Here is an 18437-nt window from a genome sequence, read left to right on the forward strand (position 1 = left end):
GCGGAAAGAGCACGAACGACTCCATCCCTTACCCGACCAGCACATACACGCACTTCAAGCCTGACGCGGGAACTCACTCAGACAGAGCCGCACCCGAAGGTAATGGGGGGCTGAGTGGAGCGGTCGTGGGAGGCCTGGGCGAGGAGTACGGTCATCCGCTGGAAGTCCTCGCGGATCTGCGTCATCAACCCGAGTTGGCCGCGGTAGTCGCCGGCGGCGGCACGCGCGCCGACCAGTCCTGCCAGCTGTCCCGCAGCGGTCAGGTTCTGCATCTCCTGTTCCAGCGCGGCCACTTCGGCCGACGCGACGTCGACCGCGGTCTGCAGCGGAGTCCGCAGCCCCTCGACCGCCCGACGCACTCTCTTGCGCGCCGCTGTCAGGTTCTGCCATGTCGGCTTGGCGTGGGAGATCGCGGAGCGGACCGCCTGCGTCACCAAGACCAGTCCACCGAGTCCGCCGAGGGCCGGCAACCCGGAGGCGTGCGGCCACACCCACCGGATGCCGAAGAACAGGGCTGCGCTCGTCACCAGCGCCAGGACAAACCACAGCCGCGCGCGCCACCCCGCGGAGCGTATGAGTGCCCAGGCGTTGCCGAGGGCGGCGCGCACCACCCGGAACGTGCTCACGCTCTCCCGGTACAGCGCCTCGGCGGGCAGCTCACCTCCGGCAGCCTCCACGATGCTGCGACGGCCGTCGCCGGCCAGGCTTTCCCAGGGAACCTTCACCCGGGACAGGGCATGCTCAAGGTCCTCGCGGCGCTGCCGGGCGGCGGCAAGACGCTCCCGTACCTGGCGCTGGCCGACCAGGTCAGCGGTCAAGCGGGACAGCTGCCGCTGCGCGGTACCCGGATCAGTGTCCGGGGCCGCAGCGAGCTGCGTGAACAACTCGGTGACCAGGCTCGCCCACAGACTGGTCTCGGCGTAGTGCCAGGCGTTGAAACGGACCTGCCGCACATACCTGCATGCCAGCTGACTGCCGCTCACTTCCTGGACCTGCTGGGCCACCAGGTCGAGGAAGTGGCTCTTTCCCTCGCCCCAGTCGCCGAACAGCCCCACCGCCAGCGGGGGACTGGCCGAGCGCGAAGTCACCAACTCGGCGATAGCGCGCGCCTCGCCGTCCCGGTCCAGTGCGTCGGCCGCCCGCTCCCCGAACCCGTCCGAGCGGTACCCAGGGAGCCAGGACACCGTGCGCTCTTCCCTCAGCTGCAACAGATACAACCCGCCAAACATCCCGGCGGCAGCGAGGAACAGCCGGTTCCCGTCCCGCGCCCACACTACCGAGCTCATATGTGCGGAGCGGGCAACTAGGTACGAAGTGAGTGGTTCGGCGTTGTCGGAGTTCTGCGGTAGCTGCCATAGAAGTACGCCGTTGTTGTGTCCGGCGGCGAGGAGCAGCCGGTTTCCGTCCCGCGCCCACGCCAGCGATGTCACGGTGCCGGTGGGGGTGGCGATGGGCGTGAGTGGTTCGGCGTTGTCGGAGTTCTGCGGTAGCTGCCACAGAAATACTTCGTCACGGCCTCCGGCGGCGAGGAGCAGCCGGTTCCCGTCCCGCGCCCACGACAACGTCGAGGTGCGGCCGGCGACTGGCTGCCCCGGACCCAACGGCGACCAGAGGACAGAGGCGCTCGGTTGCGGGGAGTTCGAGGGTGAGGGTGTGGGCACTGCCCGATGATGCACCAGCGCCCACGCCGCGATCCCCTGAACGTACACAGCGCATCCGACTGCACCGCGGTGCTGGTGGTCATGCCCGACCAAGGGCAAGGCGCCAAGCGCGTGAGAGCGCCTGCGCCGGCCGGGCCACGGCGCCAGCGCGACGCACCGCGCCCGGCCCGCCATGAGTGCCTCTGGACGTCATCCGGGCGGCCGGACCTCGGCGTCGTGAAGACGAGGGATCCTGCCGCTGTTCGGTGGGGAGGCCGGCGAGGTATCGGGTGGAGGCCTCCAGGAAGGCGACGAGATCCTCGCTGACCTGTTGTTTGCCGTCCCGGGCCTGAGCGAGCGTGTCGTGGGAGCCGCCGGCCCAGTCCGCTGCCAGAGCGGACAGCGCGGTACCGGAGATCGTCAGGAAATTTCGGCGTTCCATGGCGATCAGCAGGGCCTTCCTCAGGGCGGGCACGGAGCTACGGGGGCCAGGGGCACCAGCCCTGTGTTCAGGGGATGTGGGTTGTGCTGAGGGCGACGGCGTGGTGGGCACGGCGGGAGAGGTCGGAGACTCGGGGGTCGCGGTGCCAGGGAGCCATGTCCCGTACGACGCTGGTGAGGTAGTCGGTGGCGCGGGTGGAGCGCACGCTGCTGAGGATGACGACGGCGCGTTGTCCGTGGGCAAGGGCCTGGTCGAGGTCACCGCGCTGCAGGTGCGCGGAGGCTACGAGGGTCATGCGCATGCCGACGGACCGGGTGAAGTCGTCTGCGGACATGGGCGCGGCCTGTTCGTTCCAGCGCAGGGCGGCGTCGGGAAGGTGGAGGTCGCGGTGGATCTCGACGGCGTCGGCGCTCATCCGGGCGGGCGTGTAGTAGCCGATCCACGAGGGTTCGTTTCCCGGGGCGGTCTCCGCGCGTTCGAGGAGCCGCTCCGAGTCGGCGAGTGCGGCCGCAGCGGCGCGGGCATCGCCGAGACGGGCTTGTGCGCGGGCCTCGATCAACTTGGCGAAAGCGAGGACGCGGGGGGCCGCCTGGTGGCGAGCTCGGTCGTAGGCGCCCTGCGCCATGTCCACCGCCTCGTCGGGGTAGCCGCGCAGGGTGGCCTGCAGGGCCATATTGGTCAGGACGTGGCAGCCCACATTCATGCTGCCGGCAGCCTTCGCCATCCGCAGGGCTTGGACGAAGTGCCGTTGCGCAAGGGCGTGTCGGCCCATGTCGAGCGCGCTCCAGCCAGCGACGCGGGCCAGCTCGGCGGTGCCGGCACGCAACTCCCGGCCTACGGCGTCGGTGTAGCCGCCGTGCAGGAGAGGGATGGCGTGCTCGCGCAGGATGCGGTCGACCTGCGAGGCCTCGCGGGTGCCTCCGCCGTAGCGGGAGTCCTGGCGCTGCGCGCTGGCGGCAGCCGCCCACAGCGCGTCCAGGTCCTGGCGGCCGACGCGCCGGCGACCTGTGTGGGCGGCGTCCGGGTCTGCGGGGACGGCGAGCCACCGGGTGAGCGGTGTGGCGTATGCGCCAACTGCGAAGGCGGCGCCGGTGAGGACCTTTCGGCGGTGCACGGGGCTCCAGTTCCAGAAGCGTGTGGCGGTATGGATGGCGGTGTGGCTGTCCCGGTGGAAGTCCAGGCCGACGTCGTCGGCCTTCGGGCGGGAGACGGGCATGCCGATCTCGTCCGGGGTGACGGGCCGTCCTAATCGCTCGGCCAGCGCGGTGGCTATGAACCGCGGTACGGGCCCGCGGGGGACCATGCCGCGGTCCGTCCAGTTCTTGACGCTGGTCTGGGTGTAGGAGCGGGAGTCGCCTGCTTCGTCCGCCAGGGCGTTGACCCGGCGGGCTAGCTCGTGCTTGCTGATCTTCGCCGCCTCGATCAGCTCAGTCAGGGCCGTGTTCGCGATATCGGCTCCATGATCACTGAGTGTCATGACAGATGCCTCCCCGGGACCGGATTCGGCTGGATGGTCCGCCCCCGCAGTACGAGTTGGTGCAACTGAGCGTAGGGGGCGCGGTGCCGCCGCCGGGGCTGTTCTGCGTTGTGAGCCCCCTTTGTGAGCCTGTGCCGGCCGGGGGCTCGGTCTTTTATTTCGGTATCGCAATCCCGTTCGACTTATCGACTCGTCGCCGTGCGGACGGCTGCCGCCGTCGTGCGCGGAACGAGGAGCAAGGAGGGGGAAAGTGGAGCAATCTGCCGACGAGATCGCCGCCGCCTGCGAGGGCGTGGCCTCTGCGCAGCGGGTGCAGTCCCTGGTGCCGCCGGCGGGCAGTTCTCTGCCGGGCCCTGGGCGGAGGTTCGCCGCCACGGGCGCGGGCATGGCGCTCGACGACCGCTGGCACGCCCAGAGTGCCCGTACGGATGCGCGGGCGGCCACCAGGGGGGACGTGGTCGGACCGTGCGCGAGCGGGCAGACCCGCTACCCGCGCTACGTCAGCCGTGCTGCCGGACCCTACCTGTGGGACCTGGAGGGGAGGCGGTACGTCGACTTCACCCTCGGGTACGGGCCCGTCGTCCTCGGGCACGCCGATGAACGGGTGACCGAGGCGGTCCTCGCCGAGCTGCGCAACGGCCACTGCATCGCACCGCTGTGGAGCCGCCGCCAGAGCGAGCTCACCGACCTGCTGACCGCGGTGGTGCCCGGTGCGGAGATGGCGTACCTGCTCAAGACCGGGTCCGACGCGACGAGTACGGCGGTACGGCTCTCCCGGATCTTCACCGGGCGGGACAAGGTGATCCGCTGGGGCTACAACGGCTGGCACGACTGGGCCGCGGGCATCCCGGCGGGCATTCCGGAAGCGACCCGTGCCGACACGCTGCTGTTCGACTACAACGATCTCAGCACGCTGCGGGACGCGTTCGCCCGTCATCCCGGCCAGGTGGCGTGCGTGCTGATGATGCCGTTCGGCGACGAGACGGCTCCCGCAGGCCACCTGCAGAAGATCCGCGACATCGCCCACGAGCACGGGGCGCTGTTCGTACTCGACGAGATGCGCTCGGGATTCCGGGTGGGCCTGTCCGGTGCTCAGGGACTCCTGGGCGTCCGGGCGGACCTGAGCACGTTCAGCAAGGCCATGGCGAACGGGCATCCGATCTCCGCCGTCGTCGGACGGGCCGACGTGCTGTCGACGTTGGCCCGCACCCGGATCTCGTCGACGTTCTACGCGGACCCCGCCCCGATGGCCGCGGCACTGGCCACGATCCGGATCCTGCGGGACACCGACGCGCTGGAGCGGATCTGGACGGCCGGCGTCGCCTTCCAGGACGGCCTGTCGGCGCTCGTCGACCGGTATCGCGTGCCGGCCCGGGTGGTCGGGTACCCGCCCATGCCGTTCCTCCAGTTCACCCACCCCGATCCGGTCATGCGCGAGCGGATGAGCACGGCCTTCGCCGCCGAGGCGGCACGGCACGGGGTCCTGCTGCACCCGAGCCACCAGTGGTTTCTGTCCGCCGCGCACACGGCCGACGACATCGAGTTCGCGCTGCACGGCTGCGACCAGGCGCTGACCGCGCTCGAACCGGAACTCGCGACGCAGACCGCCTGATCAGCGCCGAGGCACTTCCCTCATGGGCGGGCCTCGGCGCGCCCCCACCGCCAGCGGATGCCCGCCGGCGCCGGCACAGGTCCCTTCGCAGCTCGCCGACGAGCTCGGCCCAAGCACTGAGGAGTCGCACGAATGACGACAACCCGGCTGATCGCACCATCCGACACGGAGCAAGCGACCCGGAACCGGCTCATGCAGCTGTTCGCCGAGCGGCCGATCCCCGAGGACGCACTGCTCGACCACCTCGAAGTCTTCATGCGCCCGCAGCGCCTCAACGAGATCCTCACGCTCGACCAGCTCTATCAGCACATCCTCGGCGTCCACGGGATCGTCGTAGAGTTCGGTGTCCGCTGGGGCCGCCACCTGTCCGTGTTCAACGCCTTGCGCGCCCGCCACGAGCCGACCAACATGTACCGGAAGATCGTCGGGTTCGACACCTTCACCGGTTTCCTCGACCCGGCTCCCCAGGACGGCGACTCCGACCGGGTCTTCGCGGGCAGCATGACCGTCACGTCCGGCTACGAGAGCTACCTGGAGCAGGTCCTGCGCCTGCACGAGGCCGAGGCGCCGATGGCGCACATCCAGCGGTTCGAGCTGTGCAAGGGCGACGCTCCGCAGCAGCTCGCCGCCTACCTGGAACGCAACCCGCAGACGCTCGTGGCGCTCGCCTACTTCGACATGGATCTGCACGATCCGACCCGCGCGTGCCTGGAGCTGCTGCGCCCGCACATGCCCGCCGGCGCGGTCCTGGCCTTCGACGAGCCCACGCACCCGGACTTCCCCGGCGAGACCGTCGCGCTGAAGAACGCGATCGACATCTCCAGCCACCGGGTCCAGCGGTTCCCGCAGTCCCCGTACCCCGCGTTCGTGGTCCTGTGATGGGTGCCGTCACGCAGATCCTGCGGTGGGCCGCCGGCGCGCCCGGTCTCCCGCAGGACCAGGACTTCGACGACCGCGTGCTGCTCGATCTGATCGGGCAGCACGCGCTCAGCGGCCGTCTGGCACGGCGCCTTCCTGCCGGGCCGGCCTGGCTGCGCGACCGGCTCGGCGGGCCCGCGGCGGCGATGCATGCCGACACGCTGGCGCTCGCCGAGACCCACATCCGGGCGGTCGGCCGGATCGTGGCCGCGCTCGGCGAGCAGCCACCCCCGGTCCTGATCAAGGGAGTCGCGACCGGGCTGCTCACCGGCGAGAAGCACCTGCTGCGGTGCGGGGACATCGACCTGGTCTGTGCCGACGGAGGGCCGCTGATCGAGACCGTGACCCGGCTCGGGTACGAGCGGACCCGGGCACCGTTCCTCCACGAACTCGGCGAATTCACCCGCGAGGGCGTCGAGATCGACGTCCACGCCTACGTGCCGGTACCCGGCTACGGTGCGGTGCGGGACGCGGACCTCACACCCCCGGAACACGCGACGACCTGGTATCAGCCGCGGCGTGCTCCCTCGATGCACCCGATCCGGCACGGCCGGCTGATGGACGGCGGCACGGTCGCGGTGGGCCGGGTGACGGTGCCCGACCCCTGCCTGCTGGCGATCGTGCTCTGCGCCCACGCGTTCCTCAACTTCACCAACATGTGGTCGCTGTCGCATCGCGCCAAGCCGTACGTCAAGCTGGCCGAGCTGGCCGACCTGCACGCCCTGGTCCAGCACCAGGCCTTCGACACGCAGCGGTTCCTCACACTGGCCGAGGACCTGGACGTGTGGGACGCGGCGCGGTGGGCGGGCTGGGCATCGACCGTGCTCCTCGGGAGGAATCCGCTGCCCGTGTTTGCCGGTACCGGCCCGTTTCCCCGCTGCCTGTGGTGGGATTTCTGGGCGCGGCTTCCGGTCGATGAGGAGGCGCTGCTCCTGCCCGACTGGTTCGACCTCGCCGCCGTGGCCCCCCTGCTCGGGAGCCGCATCGAGCTGGACACCGGCCGCCCGGCGCCGCCCTGGACGGCCGAGGTCCGCCGCGACGGCGACGGCGTGACGGTCCTGATCAGTCTGCCGGAACGCACCGATGCGGCGACCGAACGCGGCCGGGTCGACTTCGGAGCGAGCGGAACCGAGTGGGTCCTCGCCGGTGAGCAGCTGAGCGCTGTCGGCGGCCATGACTCGTGCGAGCTGCTCTCCGGGCGGCGCGTCCGGCTGCACTACCGCGTCCCCGGTGCGGACGGCGTGGTCCTGATCGGCGTGGCCGAGCAGGACGCCTCCGGAGCGCTGCGCTCGGCCGTACTGCTGCCCGCCACCTGGCAGCCGGCGGATCCGGCAGGTGCCCGATGACCAGCGCCACTCACCTCCCCGGATACTCCTGGGACATGACCGGCCGGGTCGAGGCCGGCATCCAGGCCCTGATCGGCGAGCGGCTGGCGGGACTGCCGCCGCGCGCCGCCGCGGTGGCCGCCCGGCTGTGCGAGGTCTCGGGGGACTGCCGTCTCGCCGCGCTCTACCTGCGGCCGGACTCGCCCGACGCCGTCGTCCGCCTGTGCGAACGCCTGGCGGCCACCGAGAGCACCCGAGATCGCGGTCGGCTGCACCACGAGATCGGATGGCGCCGCTTCGCCCGCCCCGGCACCGTGCAGGTGCGTCTCACGGGCGACCTGGAAGAAGTGCTGACGGCCGCCGGCCACCGCACCCTGGCCTACGTTCCTGATCCCGGACACCAGGACCTGATCGCTGCCCTGCTGGACGAGTTCGGCACCGGCTTCGCGGACTTCGTGGAGAGCCAGCACGAGGTGCCCGGTCCGAACGCGCGCCTGCGCCAGGGCATCGTCAAATCGTGGCACCTGCCCGACGGCACCCGCGTGATCAGCAAACGCGCCAACCCGGCCAAGCCCGGCCGGTTCGCCCAGGAACAGGTCGCCTACCGTGCCATCGCCGCCCGGCTTGCCGGCGGCATCACCTTCGGCCAGTCCAGGCGCCTTCGGCTCGCGCCCCTGATCGCGACCATCCGGGATGGCGCCACCGGGCACGTCTACGCCGTCTGGCAGTGGGTGCCCGGCGAGACAGCCGAGTCGATGCTGCTGGCACCGGGCGAGCACACATCTCTGCTGCGCGACTACCGCGACCTGTTGGACGCCCTCCTCGACCGCGGCATCCTCTGGCGCGACCTGAGCCCCCGCAACATCCTCGTCCACGGCCAGACGCACCATCTCGTCGACTTCGAGAAGACACAGGTCCCCGTTGAAGCCCCTGTACCGCACGGGGACCGGGTCGCCTACTGCCGCGGTCAGATCGGCGTCGAAGAACTCGGCGTCCTGTGCTCCGAGGACCAGGTCCGCGACTGCCTGCACGGCTACCTCGACCCCGACACCTGGGACGTCGACACACCGGGCCCGGTGCCGTTCCCGCCCCGCCCAGAGGTGACGGCGGTGCTCGCCGGCCGCGGCATCACCGACCCGGACCTGGGCACCTACAACCAGACCGACCAGGAGATCTGGCAGGTCCGGTCCCCGGACCGTCACCCCGTCACCGGGAAGCCCCGCTACCCGGGCCTGGTCAACTTCCGCGTCGAGCACTACCTGAGCTGCGCCGGGCGCACCGACGCGGACGACTACGACCGCAAGACCACCGAGATCCTGATCGCCGGCCGCCGGCACGGGTGCTTCGACGACGCTCTGCTGGCTGTCACCGACGTGGTGGACGAGACGGAGCGGCAGTTCGTCGTCGCCGAAGTCGCCGAGCTCCTCGCCGGTAACGACACCGGGCCCGTCCCCGCGCCGCACGCGGCGATCCGTGCCCTGGTGGACCGCATCGACGCCCTGGACACCGCCCGGCAGGATTCCGACCGTTTCCGGGCGGCCTGCACGAACCTGCGAAAGGGCTGCCGATGACGCAACCACCCCTGCTCGCGGCCATGCGCTTCCGCACGGACCAGGTCGTCCGTATCGGACCACTCGCCCTGCGCATCGCCAGCGACGTGCCCGTCTTCCCCGCGCTGCACTACTTCAGCCGGGCCGCCCGGATGCCCGACGCCACCGTGCCCGACATCGAACTGTGGTGCCTGTCGGACACCGATCCCGGCCTGCCCGCCGACACCACGGCACGCGCCCGCAACCTCGCCGCCGGCTACTACGTGACCGACCACTTCGGGCCCCCGGTGCGCATCTCCAGCTCCGGCAACCGGATCGTGCTCGTGGGGGACCGTCTGGAACGGCTGGTCTGGCCGTACGTCGTGAAGTATCTCCTCCTCAGGCACACCGTCAGCGCCGGGGGGCTCTTCCTCAAAGCCGCTGCCCTCGCCGCCGGCGACGGGGCGACCCTGATCGTCGGCCGCGGTGGCGGCGGCAAGTCCGTCCTGGTCACCGGACTGTGCCGCAACGGCGCGACGTTCATCACCAACTCCCACGTGATCCTCACCGACGGCGCTGTCCAGGGAGTCGCCAGCACCATGCGGATGCGGCCCGGCCCCTGGCTGGACCAGGCGGCGAGTACCGCGGCCCTCGACCCGAGCGAGCGCCTCGTCGACCCCTACGACGCATTCCCCCGCCGCGCGGGCGCCGCGGTGCCGCTGCACGCCGTGTGGATCGCCGGCTTCCGTGCCCCGGGCGAACACGACGTGCAGCAACTGCCCCCCGACGAGGCGGTCGGCATCGTCGAACAGTTCGCGTTCGGACTCAACGTCTACCGGCTCGAAGAGGACCTGCTGGATCTGTGCGGCGGCGACTACCGCGCCTTCGCCGCGCAGTACGGACGGATGCGCAACCAGCTGCACGCGGCGGTCCGTAGCTGCCCCACCTACCGCGTGCGCTCGGACGTCCAGCACCCCGCACACCGCGACCGGCTTCTCCGACTGCTCTCTCAGGAAGGTACTTCATGAACGGCGCCATCATCGGCTACGGCACCATCGCAACCGGCCACGCCATCGGATACCGCCAGACCGACGGCATCAACGTGACCGCCGTCGTCGACCCCACCCCAGCCCGCGCGGAGGCCGCCCGCAGCGCCGGGCTGCGCGCCTACGCCACCTACGCGGAAATGACCGCCCACGAGAACCCCGACTTCATCGACATCTGCACCCCGCCCGACAGCCACGCCGGCTACATCGAGCTCGGACTGCGCGACGGCCTGCACGTGCTGTGCGAAAAGCCGGTGCTGATGCCGCACGAGGGCGGCTACGACCGGCTCCTCGGCCAGATCGCTGCGGCTGACACGGTCTTCTACCCGAGCCACAACTACAAGTTCGCGCCCATCCTCACGACCATGCAGCAGGTTGTGCGCGACCCGGGCTTCGGCGACGTCCTCAGCGCCCGCTTCCGTACCCTGCGCCAGGGCCACGCGGTCGGCGTCCCCGAGTGGAACCCGCACTGGCGGCGCGATCCGCTCATCGCCGGTGGCGGGATCCTCCGCGACCACGGCCCCCACAGCGTGTACCTGGCGACCCACCTGACCGGACGCACTCCGCTGGCCGTGTCCTGCCTGACCGGTGCCCTGCGCCACGACGGCTACAGCGGCACGGAGGACACCGCGATGCTGATGATCCGGTGCGACGACGACGTCCAGATCGAACTCGACGTGACCTGGTCGGCCGGCTACCGCAACAGCTACTACTCGATCACCGGCAGCGGCGGCAGCGTCACCGTGGAGAACGACGACGTCCAGTACAGCCTGGCCGGCCGGCTGCACCGCACCACCCTGCCGTCCAACTTCGACGCCCCCCGGCACAGCGACTGGTTCGCCGCGATGTTCGCCGACTTCCTGACCACGACACAGCACCCCGAGCGGGCGGCACCCCTGCTGGCCGAGACACTGACGACCTCCCTGGTGATCGACGGCGCCTACGCCTCGGCGGCCGACGACGGCCGCTGGGTCGAGCTGACGCCGGCAGAAGAACTCCTCACGGGCGTCGCGCGATGACAGGGCCTCGCCGCAGCACCGGGCCGGCAGGACTCGACGAGATCCGTGACTGGCTCAGCAGCAGGCCCGGCCGCGTCGTACTCGCCACCGGCTGCTTCGACCTGCTGCACGCCGGACACCTCTGCTTCCTGGAACAGGCCAGCCAGCTCGGTGACCTCCTGGTCGTCGGCGTGAACAGCGACCAGTCGGTCCGGGACCTCAAAGGCCCCAGCAGGCCCATCGTCGGCGAACGTGAACGCGCCACCCTCGTGGGCGCCCTGAGGTGCGTCGACCGGGTGTTCCTCTACGACGAGCCCGCCGCCGACCGGCAGATCCGCTTCCTGCGTCCGCAGGTCTTCGCCACCGCGCGGGCGAGTATCTCCGCGTACCCCAGCGAAGTGGCGACCGCCGCCGAGGTCGCGGCACAGGTGCACGCGATCGACCGGATCGCCCCGTACTCGACGACCCGGCTGGTGGACACCCTGCGAGCGCACCCATGACGGAGACGGTCATCGCCACCGGCAGCGCCCCCTGGATCCCGGTGCCACATCTGATGGAGGTGGTCAGCGCGGACCGCTTCCCCCCGCAGCAGCTGACCACCGCGGCCTTCGGCCTCGTCACCGAAGCTCAAGGCCACCTGCTGCTCACGCACGTCAACCTTCCCGGACGAGGCTGGGACGTGCCCGGCGGCCACATCGATCCGGGCGAGGACGCCCGGCGGGCCGCAGCGAGAGAGATCGGAGAGGAGACCGGGCTGCTCGTACCCACCGATGCGCTGACGCTGCTCGGATGGCAACGGTTCACCCTGCACGAGAAGCCGCCGGCCAGCTACCCGTACCCCTTCCCGGTGTCGTACACGCTGATGTTCACCGCGCAGACCGGCCTCGAAGACCCGCCGGCGGAGGCGCCCCCGGACTCGGAGTGCGGGCCGGCCGGATGGTTCACCCCCGCGCAGGTCCGGCACCGGTGCGCGACCTGCACCTGGCTGCCGTTCCTCGCCCTGCTGACCGAGGCCCGCCGCCACGCCGATGTCTCCTCAGACTGAGAAACCCTCCGCGTCGAGCACGAAGAGACACCGATCGGGCAGGGACACCTGCGTCTACGCCGGGCCGCTGGGGGAGCGCTCCTCAAGCGGCCCGAAGCCCTCAGGAAGGGGGATACCGAACCGCTCGCACAGCAGCGGCACGTCGTGGCGATCGACTTCACGAGCCGGGTAGCCGGTGTGCCAGCGCACCGCCCACTCAGCCGACTCGCATCGCACCGCCGTCCCGGCAATGGACCCATGTCCGGCGAGTGCTTCAGCCGGAAAGGGGCCGCCCTCCAGTACGGATCCGTAGTGCAGTGATCCATCCGGGAGCGGTTCGTAGAGGTGCAAGTCGACCCGGCGCCGAATGCCGTCGTGCAGGACGAAGTTCCACGGCCTGTCACCGGGCCACGGGAAGATCCGGTCGACGCCAAGTTCCACGAACGCCTTGAACAGCTGCTCAAGCTGGGCGATCGGCGCCCATACGTCGAGGTCGGAATGTGCTCGCGTCTGCTCGCCGAGCAGCGCATCCACGGCCCACCCGCCCCCGATACACGCATCGACACCGTGGGCGTTGAGCCGTTCCACAAAGGCCACTACGTCCTTGGCGGACATCGAAAAGTCACTCACAGCATCAGGGTAGAGCCAGCTCGACCTCACCCCTGGCCCTCAGTTCTAAGCCTCACTCGGCACGTGAGGGTGGGCAGCACGGATGGATTGCTGCGAGGGAGGGCTGGCACCGGCGGGACGGCAACGGGCGACCGACGGACCAGTCGGGAGCTGGGGCAGTTGCAGAACCCCGATAATCCGCTGTGCCGGTGACGACCGGATCTCTAACCTCGCTGTATGACGTGGAACGAGCGCGTCGGCATGGTCAGCCGCGCCTTTGAGGACTGGAAGTGGAACGACAGGGAGAACCGAGCCTTTCTGCGGCTGTCCGCCCAATGGTCCGGCAAGGCCTACCAGCAGACCTGGGACGAGGCCGAAGAGTCCTTTGCGTCACGCTTCGACCCGTATCGTCACTACGGGGACGAACACCTCGACATTTTCGAGGATGCAGTCGACGGACTCTGGCCCGACGCCTATGCCTGGATCACCGAATCATCGGTCGTGAAGAACGCCGTCACCGCGTTCGAGGTGTACCTGGAGAAGGCGGTGGAGGAGGCCTTCGGCTCGTCCCTCACCATGGACGGCAAGAAGTACAACATCAACCTCGCGACCCCGCGGAATTTCGAGTCCCCAGGGTGGAAGACCCTGGTCACCGCGCACAAGGTACTCGGCACCGAAGTAGCGACGGATGAGGTGATGTGGGCCAGGGACCTGCGTCACCTGCTGACCCACCAGAACGGCGTACTGCGCAGCGAAGACGCCGTGAAACGATTCCGGGACCTGGACGCCGAGCGTGACCAGGACGAGAGCAGCTGGTCCCGTACCGGGAGCAAGATTCCCCTCGGTACTCCGCGCGTACTGAAGATCCTCGACTCCCTCGCCGAAGTGATCAGGACGGCGGACGCACCAGCGTGGGCGATGTGCTGGTCACCGTCCGGCCGACAGAACTGGGCGGAGGCTATGACGCAGCTCTACCAGCAGAAGTGCATCGTCATAGAACCCGCTTGCGAGTCGCAGTCCAGCTAGGAAGTCCCAGCACCCAACGCACCTCGTGAACGGCCAGCCTCTCCACCAGGACGGTGCTGTCGGTCCTCCCTGACAGGATCAGCATCATGCTCATAACACCTCGCCCGGGGGCTGACCGGGAGAACATCCGCCGCGTACTCGGAGAGATCCACTCCAACGCCCTCAACCTCCGGCTTCCAGAGGCCAACGCCTTCAAGCGCCTCCTGCAGTACCTCAACTGGGCCACGGACACGGCGGCTATCCTGCGCTCCCAGGTCAGTGACAAGGACATCGACGCCCTTGTCTTCACCAGCCGCTACCAGGTTCTCCTCGCCAGCTGCGGGACACTCGCCGGCACGGCCCAGGAGCGACTCGTCAACGGCCTGGTCGACCTCGAAATCACCGAACGCGTCCAGGCGTTCGAGGAGGCTCAGGCGGCCCTCGACGCGCAGATCGGCCGTTGGAACGGCCGGGAATGGTTCGTCGTCGCGGACTCCAGCTTCTACGTCCACAACCCCGACAAGCTGGCGGAAGCCGACCTGCACAAGGTGCTCGGGCTTCCCAGCGGCGAGCACATCCGGCTCCTGTTCCCGATGGTCGTGGTCGACGAACTCGACGCACTCAAGGAGGCCGGTAAGCAACCGGCCCGTTGGCGCGCCTCCTACACGCTCAGCCTCCTCGACCGCACCCTCTCCGGCTCCACGTTCGGAATCCTGCACCGCCAGGAGCTCGTCTCGCAGGAGGGCGAGGTACGCGGCGAGGTGAACATGGAGATCGTCCTGGATCCGCGCGGCCACGTACGTCTCCCCATCGCGGATGACGAGATCATCGACCGGGCCGTGGCCATCCAATCGCTCGCCGCACGCGATGTACGGCTTTTGACCTGCGACACCGGTCAGCACACCCGCGGACGGGCAGCTGGCCTGCAGGTCACCAAGATTCCCACGAAGGATCCCGGACCGGAACCCGACTGGGAGGCACTGGACAAGCCCGGCACGGGAACGCGGGCCCAGCGCCGAGCAAAGCAGGCGGCCCGCGAGGCCCAGCCCGACACCTCACCCGACACGTGAGGCAGACGCCCGCCGCCGGCGTTGGGCAGTCGGCCCCGGCAGCAGGCGCCACTCAAGCCCGGGTTCGGCATGAGCGGACACCCGCCGGACGGCAACGAACCAGCTGGGGAAGGGCGGTTAGCGAGTACGAGGCGGAGTCATCCGGGCATGCAGCAGGGTGCTGCGACTGAGCTCCGTGCCCTGCTTGTGTTGCTCGTCGAACAGAGCGGTCAGGCCCTCGGGGGCCTTCCAGTGCTCACGCAGGTCAACCGCGGTACCGAGATCGTCCAAGAGAGCGTCGGTGACGAGCGCGGCCTCGCTCGGCCGGTCGCCCCAACCGTCGCCCCACCACAGGTGTTCGTGGGGCGTGCACGGTGCCGGATGCACCTGGCCGCCGCTCGTGACGATCCACAGAGTGTGGTGCAGGACGACGGCGGCGAGTTCCTCACCAGCGGCCGGCAGCGACAGCGGGGCGTAGAACCGCCAGATGTTCTTGCTGCTGGCGATGCGGAGCACGGGCATATCGGTGAGCGGGTCGATGAGGAACGACTGGGCCCTCTCGCCCTGGGCGAGGACGGCATGAGCGGCGGTGGGGTCGCACAAGGTCAATCGCTGTGCCCACCGGTCGTAGACCGTTCCCGAACGGACGGGGACCTCGGTGACCGCTCCGAATGGCAACAGGCTGGGATCGCGGACAGTGGCGACCTCCAGCGCGGCGACCGCGTCCGGGTGGCTGCTCCCGGCCAGCGCCCGCCACCCCGCCCGAAGCGTTCGCGGGTCTGTGTCGCACGGCAGCGGGTGCCCAGCGGTGTCGGGGACGGCACCGATCACGACCGGGTTCGGCTTCGTGCCGTGCCCCCGCTTCCCGAAGATCTCGTTGTCGTGCCTGGTGTGGTCGATCCGGTTGTTGCGGATGTCGTTGGCCACGTCCGTCACAGCCGCCCGCGCCGCATCGTCGAAGGCCTTGTTGTCTGCTGCTCGCCGCAGAACAGTCTCCTGCTCGTTTGGTGGCACAGCGACGACGGTGGCCTTCGTCCCCGGCTGCCACAGGCGGATCACCTGCGGCAGCCGCAGCAGATCGGGCCACCAGGGAAGATCCGTGCCTGCGAGCGCAGCCACATCACCCCAGCTGGCCTCGTACTCGATATCCGGGTGCGCGGTGTCGGCCGCCACCAGCGCCGGCCCGGTAAAGCCCATGTCCCCGAACAGCGCGCACACGCTGACCACGGACTCCAGTTTCCCGCTCTTCACGACGGCGGAGGCAACGTCCGAGGCCGCTTTACGCTCGTCGCTGTGCACGATCCGGATCGTGCCGAGACCTGTGTGCCAGTCCAGCGCCGGGCCCCGCACGGTGTCCCGGTAGCCAGCCCACGCGCCTGGCGCCAGGACCTCCGGCAGGGGGCGCAGTAACAGGGCACCGCGATGAGCGAACTCCGGTATCTCCGCTGCCCACTTGTATACGTGGGTACCGTCCCAGACCTCCTCTGATTCCTCATCCCCGAGCGCTGCGAACCCGACCGGCCTCTCCTCCGGCTCGGGGAAGCTCTCGTACTTCCGAACCAGCCGCCACCAGCCGAACCCGTTCACACCCAGCAGTCGCTGGACCTCTGCCTTGGACAGGTACCTTTTGGCCACACCCATGTGAAGGCTCCCCACCGTTTCGCCGCCCGGATGACGGCCACGGCCAGATCCTGGGGCAGCTCGACTGCCCTTACACCGCAGGGCATCGCATCCTGCCCTGATCCCCACGGCCATTGGCCGAGAAATATCTCCAGCGGCGGCGGCGTGCCGTCGCGGCCGGAGCGCCGTTGATCACGGAATGAGCTCGCCCTCTTCTGGAACCGACCAGAGCCCTTCGCGCGTCGCGGCGCTGCCGCCCATCTGCCACCTGTGCGGCGAACTCGCGGCCGTCACGGGGTGCTCCCTCCCGTGGCGCGGCGGGCGGCCTTGACGGTGCGGGCGGTGGGAGCGATGAAAGCGTGCATCAGCTGCAGGGCGCCGTCGCACTGTGTGCCGACGGCTGCCAGGTCGCGGTGTCGGCGGCCGCGGCTGCCCTTGCCGGAGGGGTCGACGAGGTCGAGTTCGTGTACGACCTCGTGCCGGGCGTCGAAGAACGACTGGTGACCGTCGAGTATCGCATCGTCCAGGGCGGGGTCCTTTTTCAGGCCGAGGGCGTCACGGCAGCGGGCCAGGTCCTTGGCGCCCTGGATGCTGGAGCCGGTCAGGTCCTCGACGTAGAGGTCGATCAGGGCGGAGCGCGGGTCGATGTTGGTGACGGCGTCCTTGGTCGCCTTCGTCAGCGGGCCGTTGAGGCGCTGGGCCATGAAGTGCCCGACGAACGCACCGTGCGCGCCGCCGGGCACGGCCAGCAGGGTCGGCAGGCAGTCGCGCAGCAGGGTGCGCAGGCAGGCGTCGATTCCAGCCGCGGTGAACACGATCGCCGCGCGGGCTTGGTCACGGTGCGCCTCGGAGATGGCGCCGCGCATGTCGTCCTGGCCGGCGCGCAGTTCGTTGAGCGTGGTGAACAGCCCGGCTACGGACTTGTGCGCGGCGACGAGCCGGTTCCAGCTTCGGTGGATCTCGTCCCCGCCACCGCGGGGCTTGGCCGGCAGGTCGGTGAGCTCGACGGTGGTCAGCTTCGACAACGTCTTCTCCTTGCAGTTCCCCCGCGCAGTGCTCGCGGCCTCTCTCGCGTCGAATTATGCGATCCGAACGTGGTGGAGCCCCCAGCTGGGTCAGGTGGGCGACCGGGCCGGGGGCTCCTGGCGGCCCGTGCCCTCGGGGGAAAGGCATCGGGCTGTCTCGGGGTGGTCAGACCGGGGACGGTTCCGGGGCGCACTTGGCCCAGTCGTACAGAGTCACGATGGCCCTGCACTGAACAGCCATGTCCCAGAGGTAGGTGGGTGTGTTCCTCGGGAGCTGCAGGCGTCGTTCGGTCTCTGCCAGGACGTGCGCCGCGACGTCCTGGTCGTCCGCCGAGAGGCGGGAGGTGACCGAGCTCAGCTCAGGCACGAGCAGCTGGATGTGCCCGAGGACCAGGCTGTTCAGGCGCTCGGACTCCTCCGTGGAAAAGCGGCTGGGGCTCCAGAGCACGCGCTCGCACGTCGCCCGGATCGTGGCGACGTCGATTGCGTCCGCGGGCCGGGGCGTCGTCGCGCTCACCGCAGAGCCCCCTCGGTTTCCGAGGTCCCTATGGCCATCCTGTAGGCGGCCGTCACCTCGCGGCCGACATCCTCACCGTGCATGAGGGGGTGCGGGGTGTTCGTCGACTCGTCCCAGGGCGGTGTGTCCCAGATGGCGCCGTTGCTCGGCGGGAGGGCGATCCACCCTTCCGGGCCCGTACGAACCTCGACCCCGTCATGGACGGCCGCGTACCGGCCCGTTGCCGGCAGCACCAGCAGAGCCGTAGTCCGCCCGTGCGTGACCAGGCATGGGACGCGACCGATCCGGTCGAGCTGCAGCATGGCCACCATCCCCACCCGGAAGGGCAACAGCACCGCGTCGAAGTGGGTGGTGGACGCGATGAGCGAGCCCCCGGGCGCCGACTGCAGCATCTCCTGGACCGAGTCCTCGACGAGCCGGGGACCGGGAGGAACCATCGGATGGGCGCCCGGGGTCGGGCAGTCTCGGTTCTCGCAGGTGCAGCCCTGGCGAGGGCGTAGCCGGTGGCCTACTGACCTTTCCGTTCAGTTGTCGGGGCTGACATTGCTGGATCCCTGCGGTACGCCGTGGGCATGAGATATGCGCAGGGCGGTGGTCTTAC

General features: G+C 69.8%; 18 protein-coding genes. 10 read left to right on the forward strand and 8 right to left on the reverse strand.

Translation table 11 applies throughout. The features are described 5' to 3' along the window. Nucleotides 1–77: 77 nt before the first annotated feature. The 3 genes from ACGF5O_RS48770 to ACGF5O_RS48780 all read right to left on the reverse strand — a co-directional run bounded on the left by ACGF5O_RS48770 (nucleotide 78) and on the right by ACGF5O_RS48780 (nucleotide 3559). Nucleotides 78–1184, reverse strand: coding sequence for a P-loop NTPase fold protein (locus ACGF5O_RS48770; protein WP_393816394.1), 1107 nt, complete (start codon nucleotides 1182–1184; stop codon nucleotides 78–80). Nucleotides 1185–1740: 556 nt separating this feature from the next. Beyond that, nucleotides 1741–2115 carry a hypothetical protein gene (locus ACGF5O_RS48775; protein WP_393816395.1) on the reverse strand — a complete coding sequence of 125 codons (375 nt, stop codon included), beginning with the start codon at nucleotides 2113–2115 and terminating at the stop codon, nucleotides 1741–1743. 34 nt (nucleotides 2116–2149) lie between these two features. Next, entirely contained in the window at nucleotides 2150–3559 is a 1410-nt protein-coding gene (locus tag ACGF5O_RS48780) for a sporulation protein (protein WP_393816396.1), read from the reverse strand. 250 nt (nucleotides 3560–3809) lie between these two features. Between ACGF5O_RS48780 and ACGF5O_RS48785 the strand changes: the two genes are divergently transcribed. From ACGF5O_RS48785 to ACGF5O_RS48820, 8 genes are all read left to right on the forward strand, one after another. Continuing rightward, a complete protein-coding gene (locus ACGF5O_RS48785; RefSeq protein WP_393816397.1) occupies nucleotides 3810–5171 on the forward strand; it encodes an aspartate aminotransferase family protein in 1362 nt (453 codons plus the stop codon). Nucleotides 5172–5303: 132 nt separating this feature from the next. Continuing rightward, complete coding sequence (locus tag ACGF5O_RS48790; RefSeq protein WP_393816398.1) at nucleotides 5304–6050, forward strand: class I SAM-dependent methyltransferase; 747 nt, start codon at nucleotides 5304–5306, stop codon at nucleotides 6048–6050. Then, entirely contained in the window at nucleotides 6050–7435 is a 1386-nt protein-coding gene (locus ACGF5O_RS48795) for a nucleotidyltransferase family protein (protein WP_393816399.1), read from the forward strand. The genes ACGF5O_RS48790 and ACGF5O_RS48795 overlap by 1 nt, the downstream gene beginning before the upstream one ends. Continuing rightward, nucleotides 7432–8985, forward strand: a complete 1554-nt coding sequence (locus tag ACGF5O_RS48800; RefSeq protein ID WP_393816400.1) for a hypothetical protein — start codon at nucleotides 7432–7434, stop codon at nucleotides 8983–8985. Before ACGF5O_RS48795 ends, ACGF5O_RS48800 begins: the two co-directional genes overlap by 4 nt. After that, a complete protein-coding gene (locus tag ACGF5O_RS48805; protein WP_393816401.1) occupies nucleotides 8982–9971 on the forward strand; it encodes a hypothetical protein in 990 nt (329 codons plus the stop codon). The genes ACGF5O_RS48800 and ACGF5O_RS48805 overlap by 4 nt, the downstream gene beginning before the upstream one ends. After that, nucleotides 9968–11008, forward strand: coding sequence for a Gfo/Idh/MocA family protein (locus tag ACGF5O_RS48810; RefSeq protein ID WP_393816402.1), 1041 nt, complete (start codon nucleotides 9968–9970; stop codon nucleotides 11006–11008). Before ACGF5O_RS48805 ends, ACGF5O_RS48810 begins: the two co-directional genes overlap by 4 nt. Beyond that, nucleotides 11005–11487 (forward strand): adenylyltransferase/cytidyltransferase family protein, encoded by a 483-nt coding sequence (locus tag ACGF5O_RS48815; protein ID WP_393816403.1) that lies wholly within the window; start codon nucleotides 11005–11007, stop codon nucleotides 11485–11487. Before ACGF5O_RS48810 ends, ACGF5O_RS48815 begins: the two co-directional genes overlap by 4 nt. Continuing rightward, nucleotides 11484–12032: an NUDIX hydrolase gene (locus ACGF5O_RS48820; protein ID WP_393816404.1), complete on the forward strand. Its 549-nt coding sequence runs from the start codon at nucleotides 11484–11486 to the stop codon at nucleotides 12030–12032. Before ACGF5O_RS48815 ends, ACGF5O_RS48820 begins: the two co-directional genes overlap by 4 nt. 54 nt (nucleotides 12033–12086) lie before the next feature. On the opposite strand, the gene ACGF5O_RS48825 is transcribed toward ACGF5O_RS48820, so the two are convergent. Continuing rightward, nucleotides 12087–12641 carry a nucleotidyltransferase domain-containing protein gene (locus ACGF5O_RS48825; protein ID WP_393816405.1) on the reverse strand — a complete coding sequence of 185 codons (555 nt, stop codon included), beginning with the start codon at nucleotides 12639–12641 and terminating at the stop codon, nucleotides 12087–12089. Nucleotides 12642–12857: 216 nt separating this feature from the next. On the opposite strand from ACGF5O_RS48825, the gene ACGF5O_RS48830 reads away from it, so the two are divergent. Continuing rightward, complete coding sequence (locus ACGF5O_RS48830; RefSeq protein WP_393816406.1) at nucleotides 12858–13646, forward strand: hypothetical protein; 789 nt, start codon at nucleotides 12858–12860, stop codon at nucleotides 13644–13646. Between the two features lie 86 nt (nucleotides 13647–13732). Further along, entirely contained in the window at nucleotides 13733–14695 is a 963-nt protein-coding gene (locus tag ACGF5O_RS48835; protein ID WP_393816407.1) for a PIN domain-containing protein, read from the forward strand. A gap of 117 nt (nucleotides 14696–14812) precedes the next feature. On the opposite strand, the gene ACGF5O_RS48840 is transcribed toward ACGF5O_RS48835, so the two are convergent. From ACGF5O_RS48840 to ACGF5O_RS48855, 4 genes are all read right to left on the reverse strand, one after another. Further along, the gene (locus tag ACGF5O_RS48840; RefSeq protein WP_393816408.1) at nucleotides 14813–16315 is read right to left on the reverse strand and encodes a hypothetical protein; all 1503 of its coding nucleotides are present in this window, start codon (nucleotides 16313–16315) and stop codon (nucleotides 14813–14815) included. A gap of 269 nt (nucleotides 16316–16584) precedes the next feature. Further along, nucleotides 16585–17319, reverse strand: a complete 735-nt coding sequence (locus tag ACGF5O_RS48845; protein WP_393816409.1) for a hypothetical protein — start codon at nucleotides 17317–17319, stop codon at nucleotides 16585–16587. A 166-nt stretch (nucleotides 17320–17485) separates the two neighbouring features. Next, nucleotides 17486–17836 (reverse strand): DUF6415 family natural product biosynthesis protein, encoded by a 351-nt coding sequence (locus ACGF5O_RS48850; protein WP_393816410.1) that lies wholly within the window; start codon nucleotides 17834–17836, stop codon nucleotides 17486–17488. Beyond that, nucleotides 17833–18273 (reverse strand): hypothetical protein, encoded by a 441-nt coding sequence (locus tag ACGF5O_RS48855; protein ID WP_393816411.1) that lies wholly within the window; start codon nucleotides 18271–18273, stop codon nucleotides 17833–17835. The genes ACGF5O_RS48850 and ACGF5O_RS48855 overlap by 4 nt, the downstream gene beginning before the upstream one ends. Between the last annotated feature and the right edge of the window lie 164 nt (nucleotides 18274–18437).

The sequence above is a fragment of the Streptomyces sp. NPDC048291 genome, from assembly GCF_043201715.1.
In the GTDB taxonomy this organism is placed as follows: Bacteria; Actinomycetota; Actinomycetes; order Streptomycetales; family Streptomycetaceae; genus Streptomyces.

Coding starts and splice junctions, on each gene's coding strand:
- ACGF5O_RS48780 (WP_393816396.1), bottom strand. CDS start 3,559: ATGACACTCAGTGATCATGGAGCCGATATCGCGAACACGGCCCTGACT.
- ACGF5O_RS48790 (WP_393816398.1), top strand. CDS start 5,304: ATGACGACAACCCGGCTGATCGCACCATCCGACACGGAGCAAGCGACC.
- ACGF5O_RS48795 (WP_393816399.1), top strand. CDS start 6,050: ATGGGTGCCGTCACGCAGATCCTGCGGTGGGCCGCCGGCGCGCCCGGT.
- ACGF5O_RS48800 (WP_393816400.1), top strand. CDS start 7,432: ATGACCAGCGCCACTCACCTCCCCGGATACTCCTGGGACATGACCGGC.
- ACGF5O_RS48805 (WP_393816401.1), top strand. CDS start 8,982: ATGACGCAACCACCCCTGCTCGCGGCCATGCGCTTCCGCACGGACCAG.
- ACGF5O_RS48810 (WP_393816402.1), top strand. CDS start 9,968: ATGAACGGCGCCATCATCGGCTACGGCACCATCGCAACCGGCCACGCC.
- ACGF5O_RS48815 (WP_393816403.1), top strand. CDS start 11,005: ATGACAGGGCCTCGCCGCAGCACCGGGCCGGCAGGACTCGACGAGATC.
- ACGF5O_RS48820 (WP_393816404.1), top strand. CDS start 11,484: ATGACGGAGACGGTCATCGCCACCGGCAGCGCCCCCTGGATCCCGGTG.
- ACGF5O_RS48830 (WP_393816406.1), top strand. CDS start 12,858: ATGACGTGGAACGAGCGCGTCGGCATGGTCAGCCGCGCCTTTGAGGAC.
- ACGF5O_RS48835 (WP_393816407.1), top strand. CDS start 13,733: ATGCTCATAACACCTCGCCCGGGGGCTGACCGGGAGAACATCCGCCGC.
- ACGF5O_RS48840 (WP_393816408.1), bottom strand. CDS start 16,315: ATGGGTGTGGCCAAAAGGTACCTGTCCAAGGCAGAGGTCCAGCGACTG.
- ACGF5O_RS48855 (WP_393816411.1), bottom strand. CDS start 18,273: ATGGTTCCTCCCGGTCCCCGGCTCGTCGAGGACTCGGTCCAGGAGATG.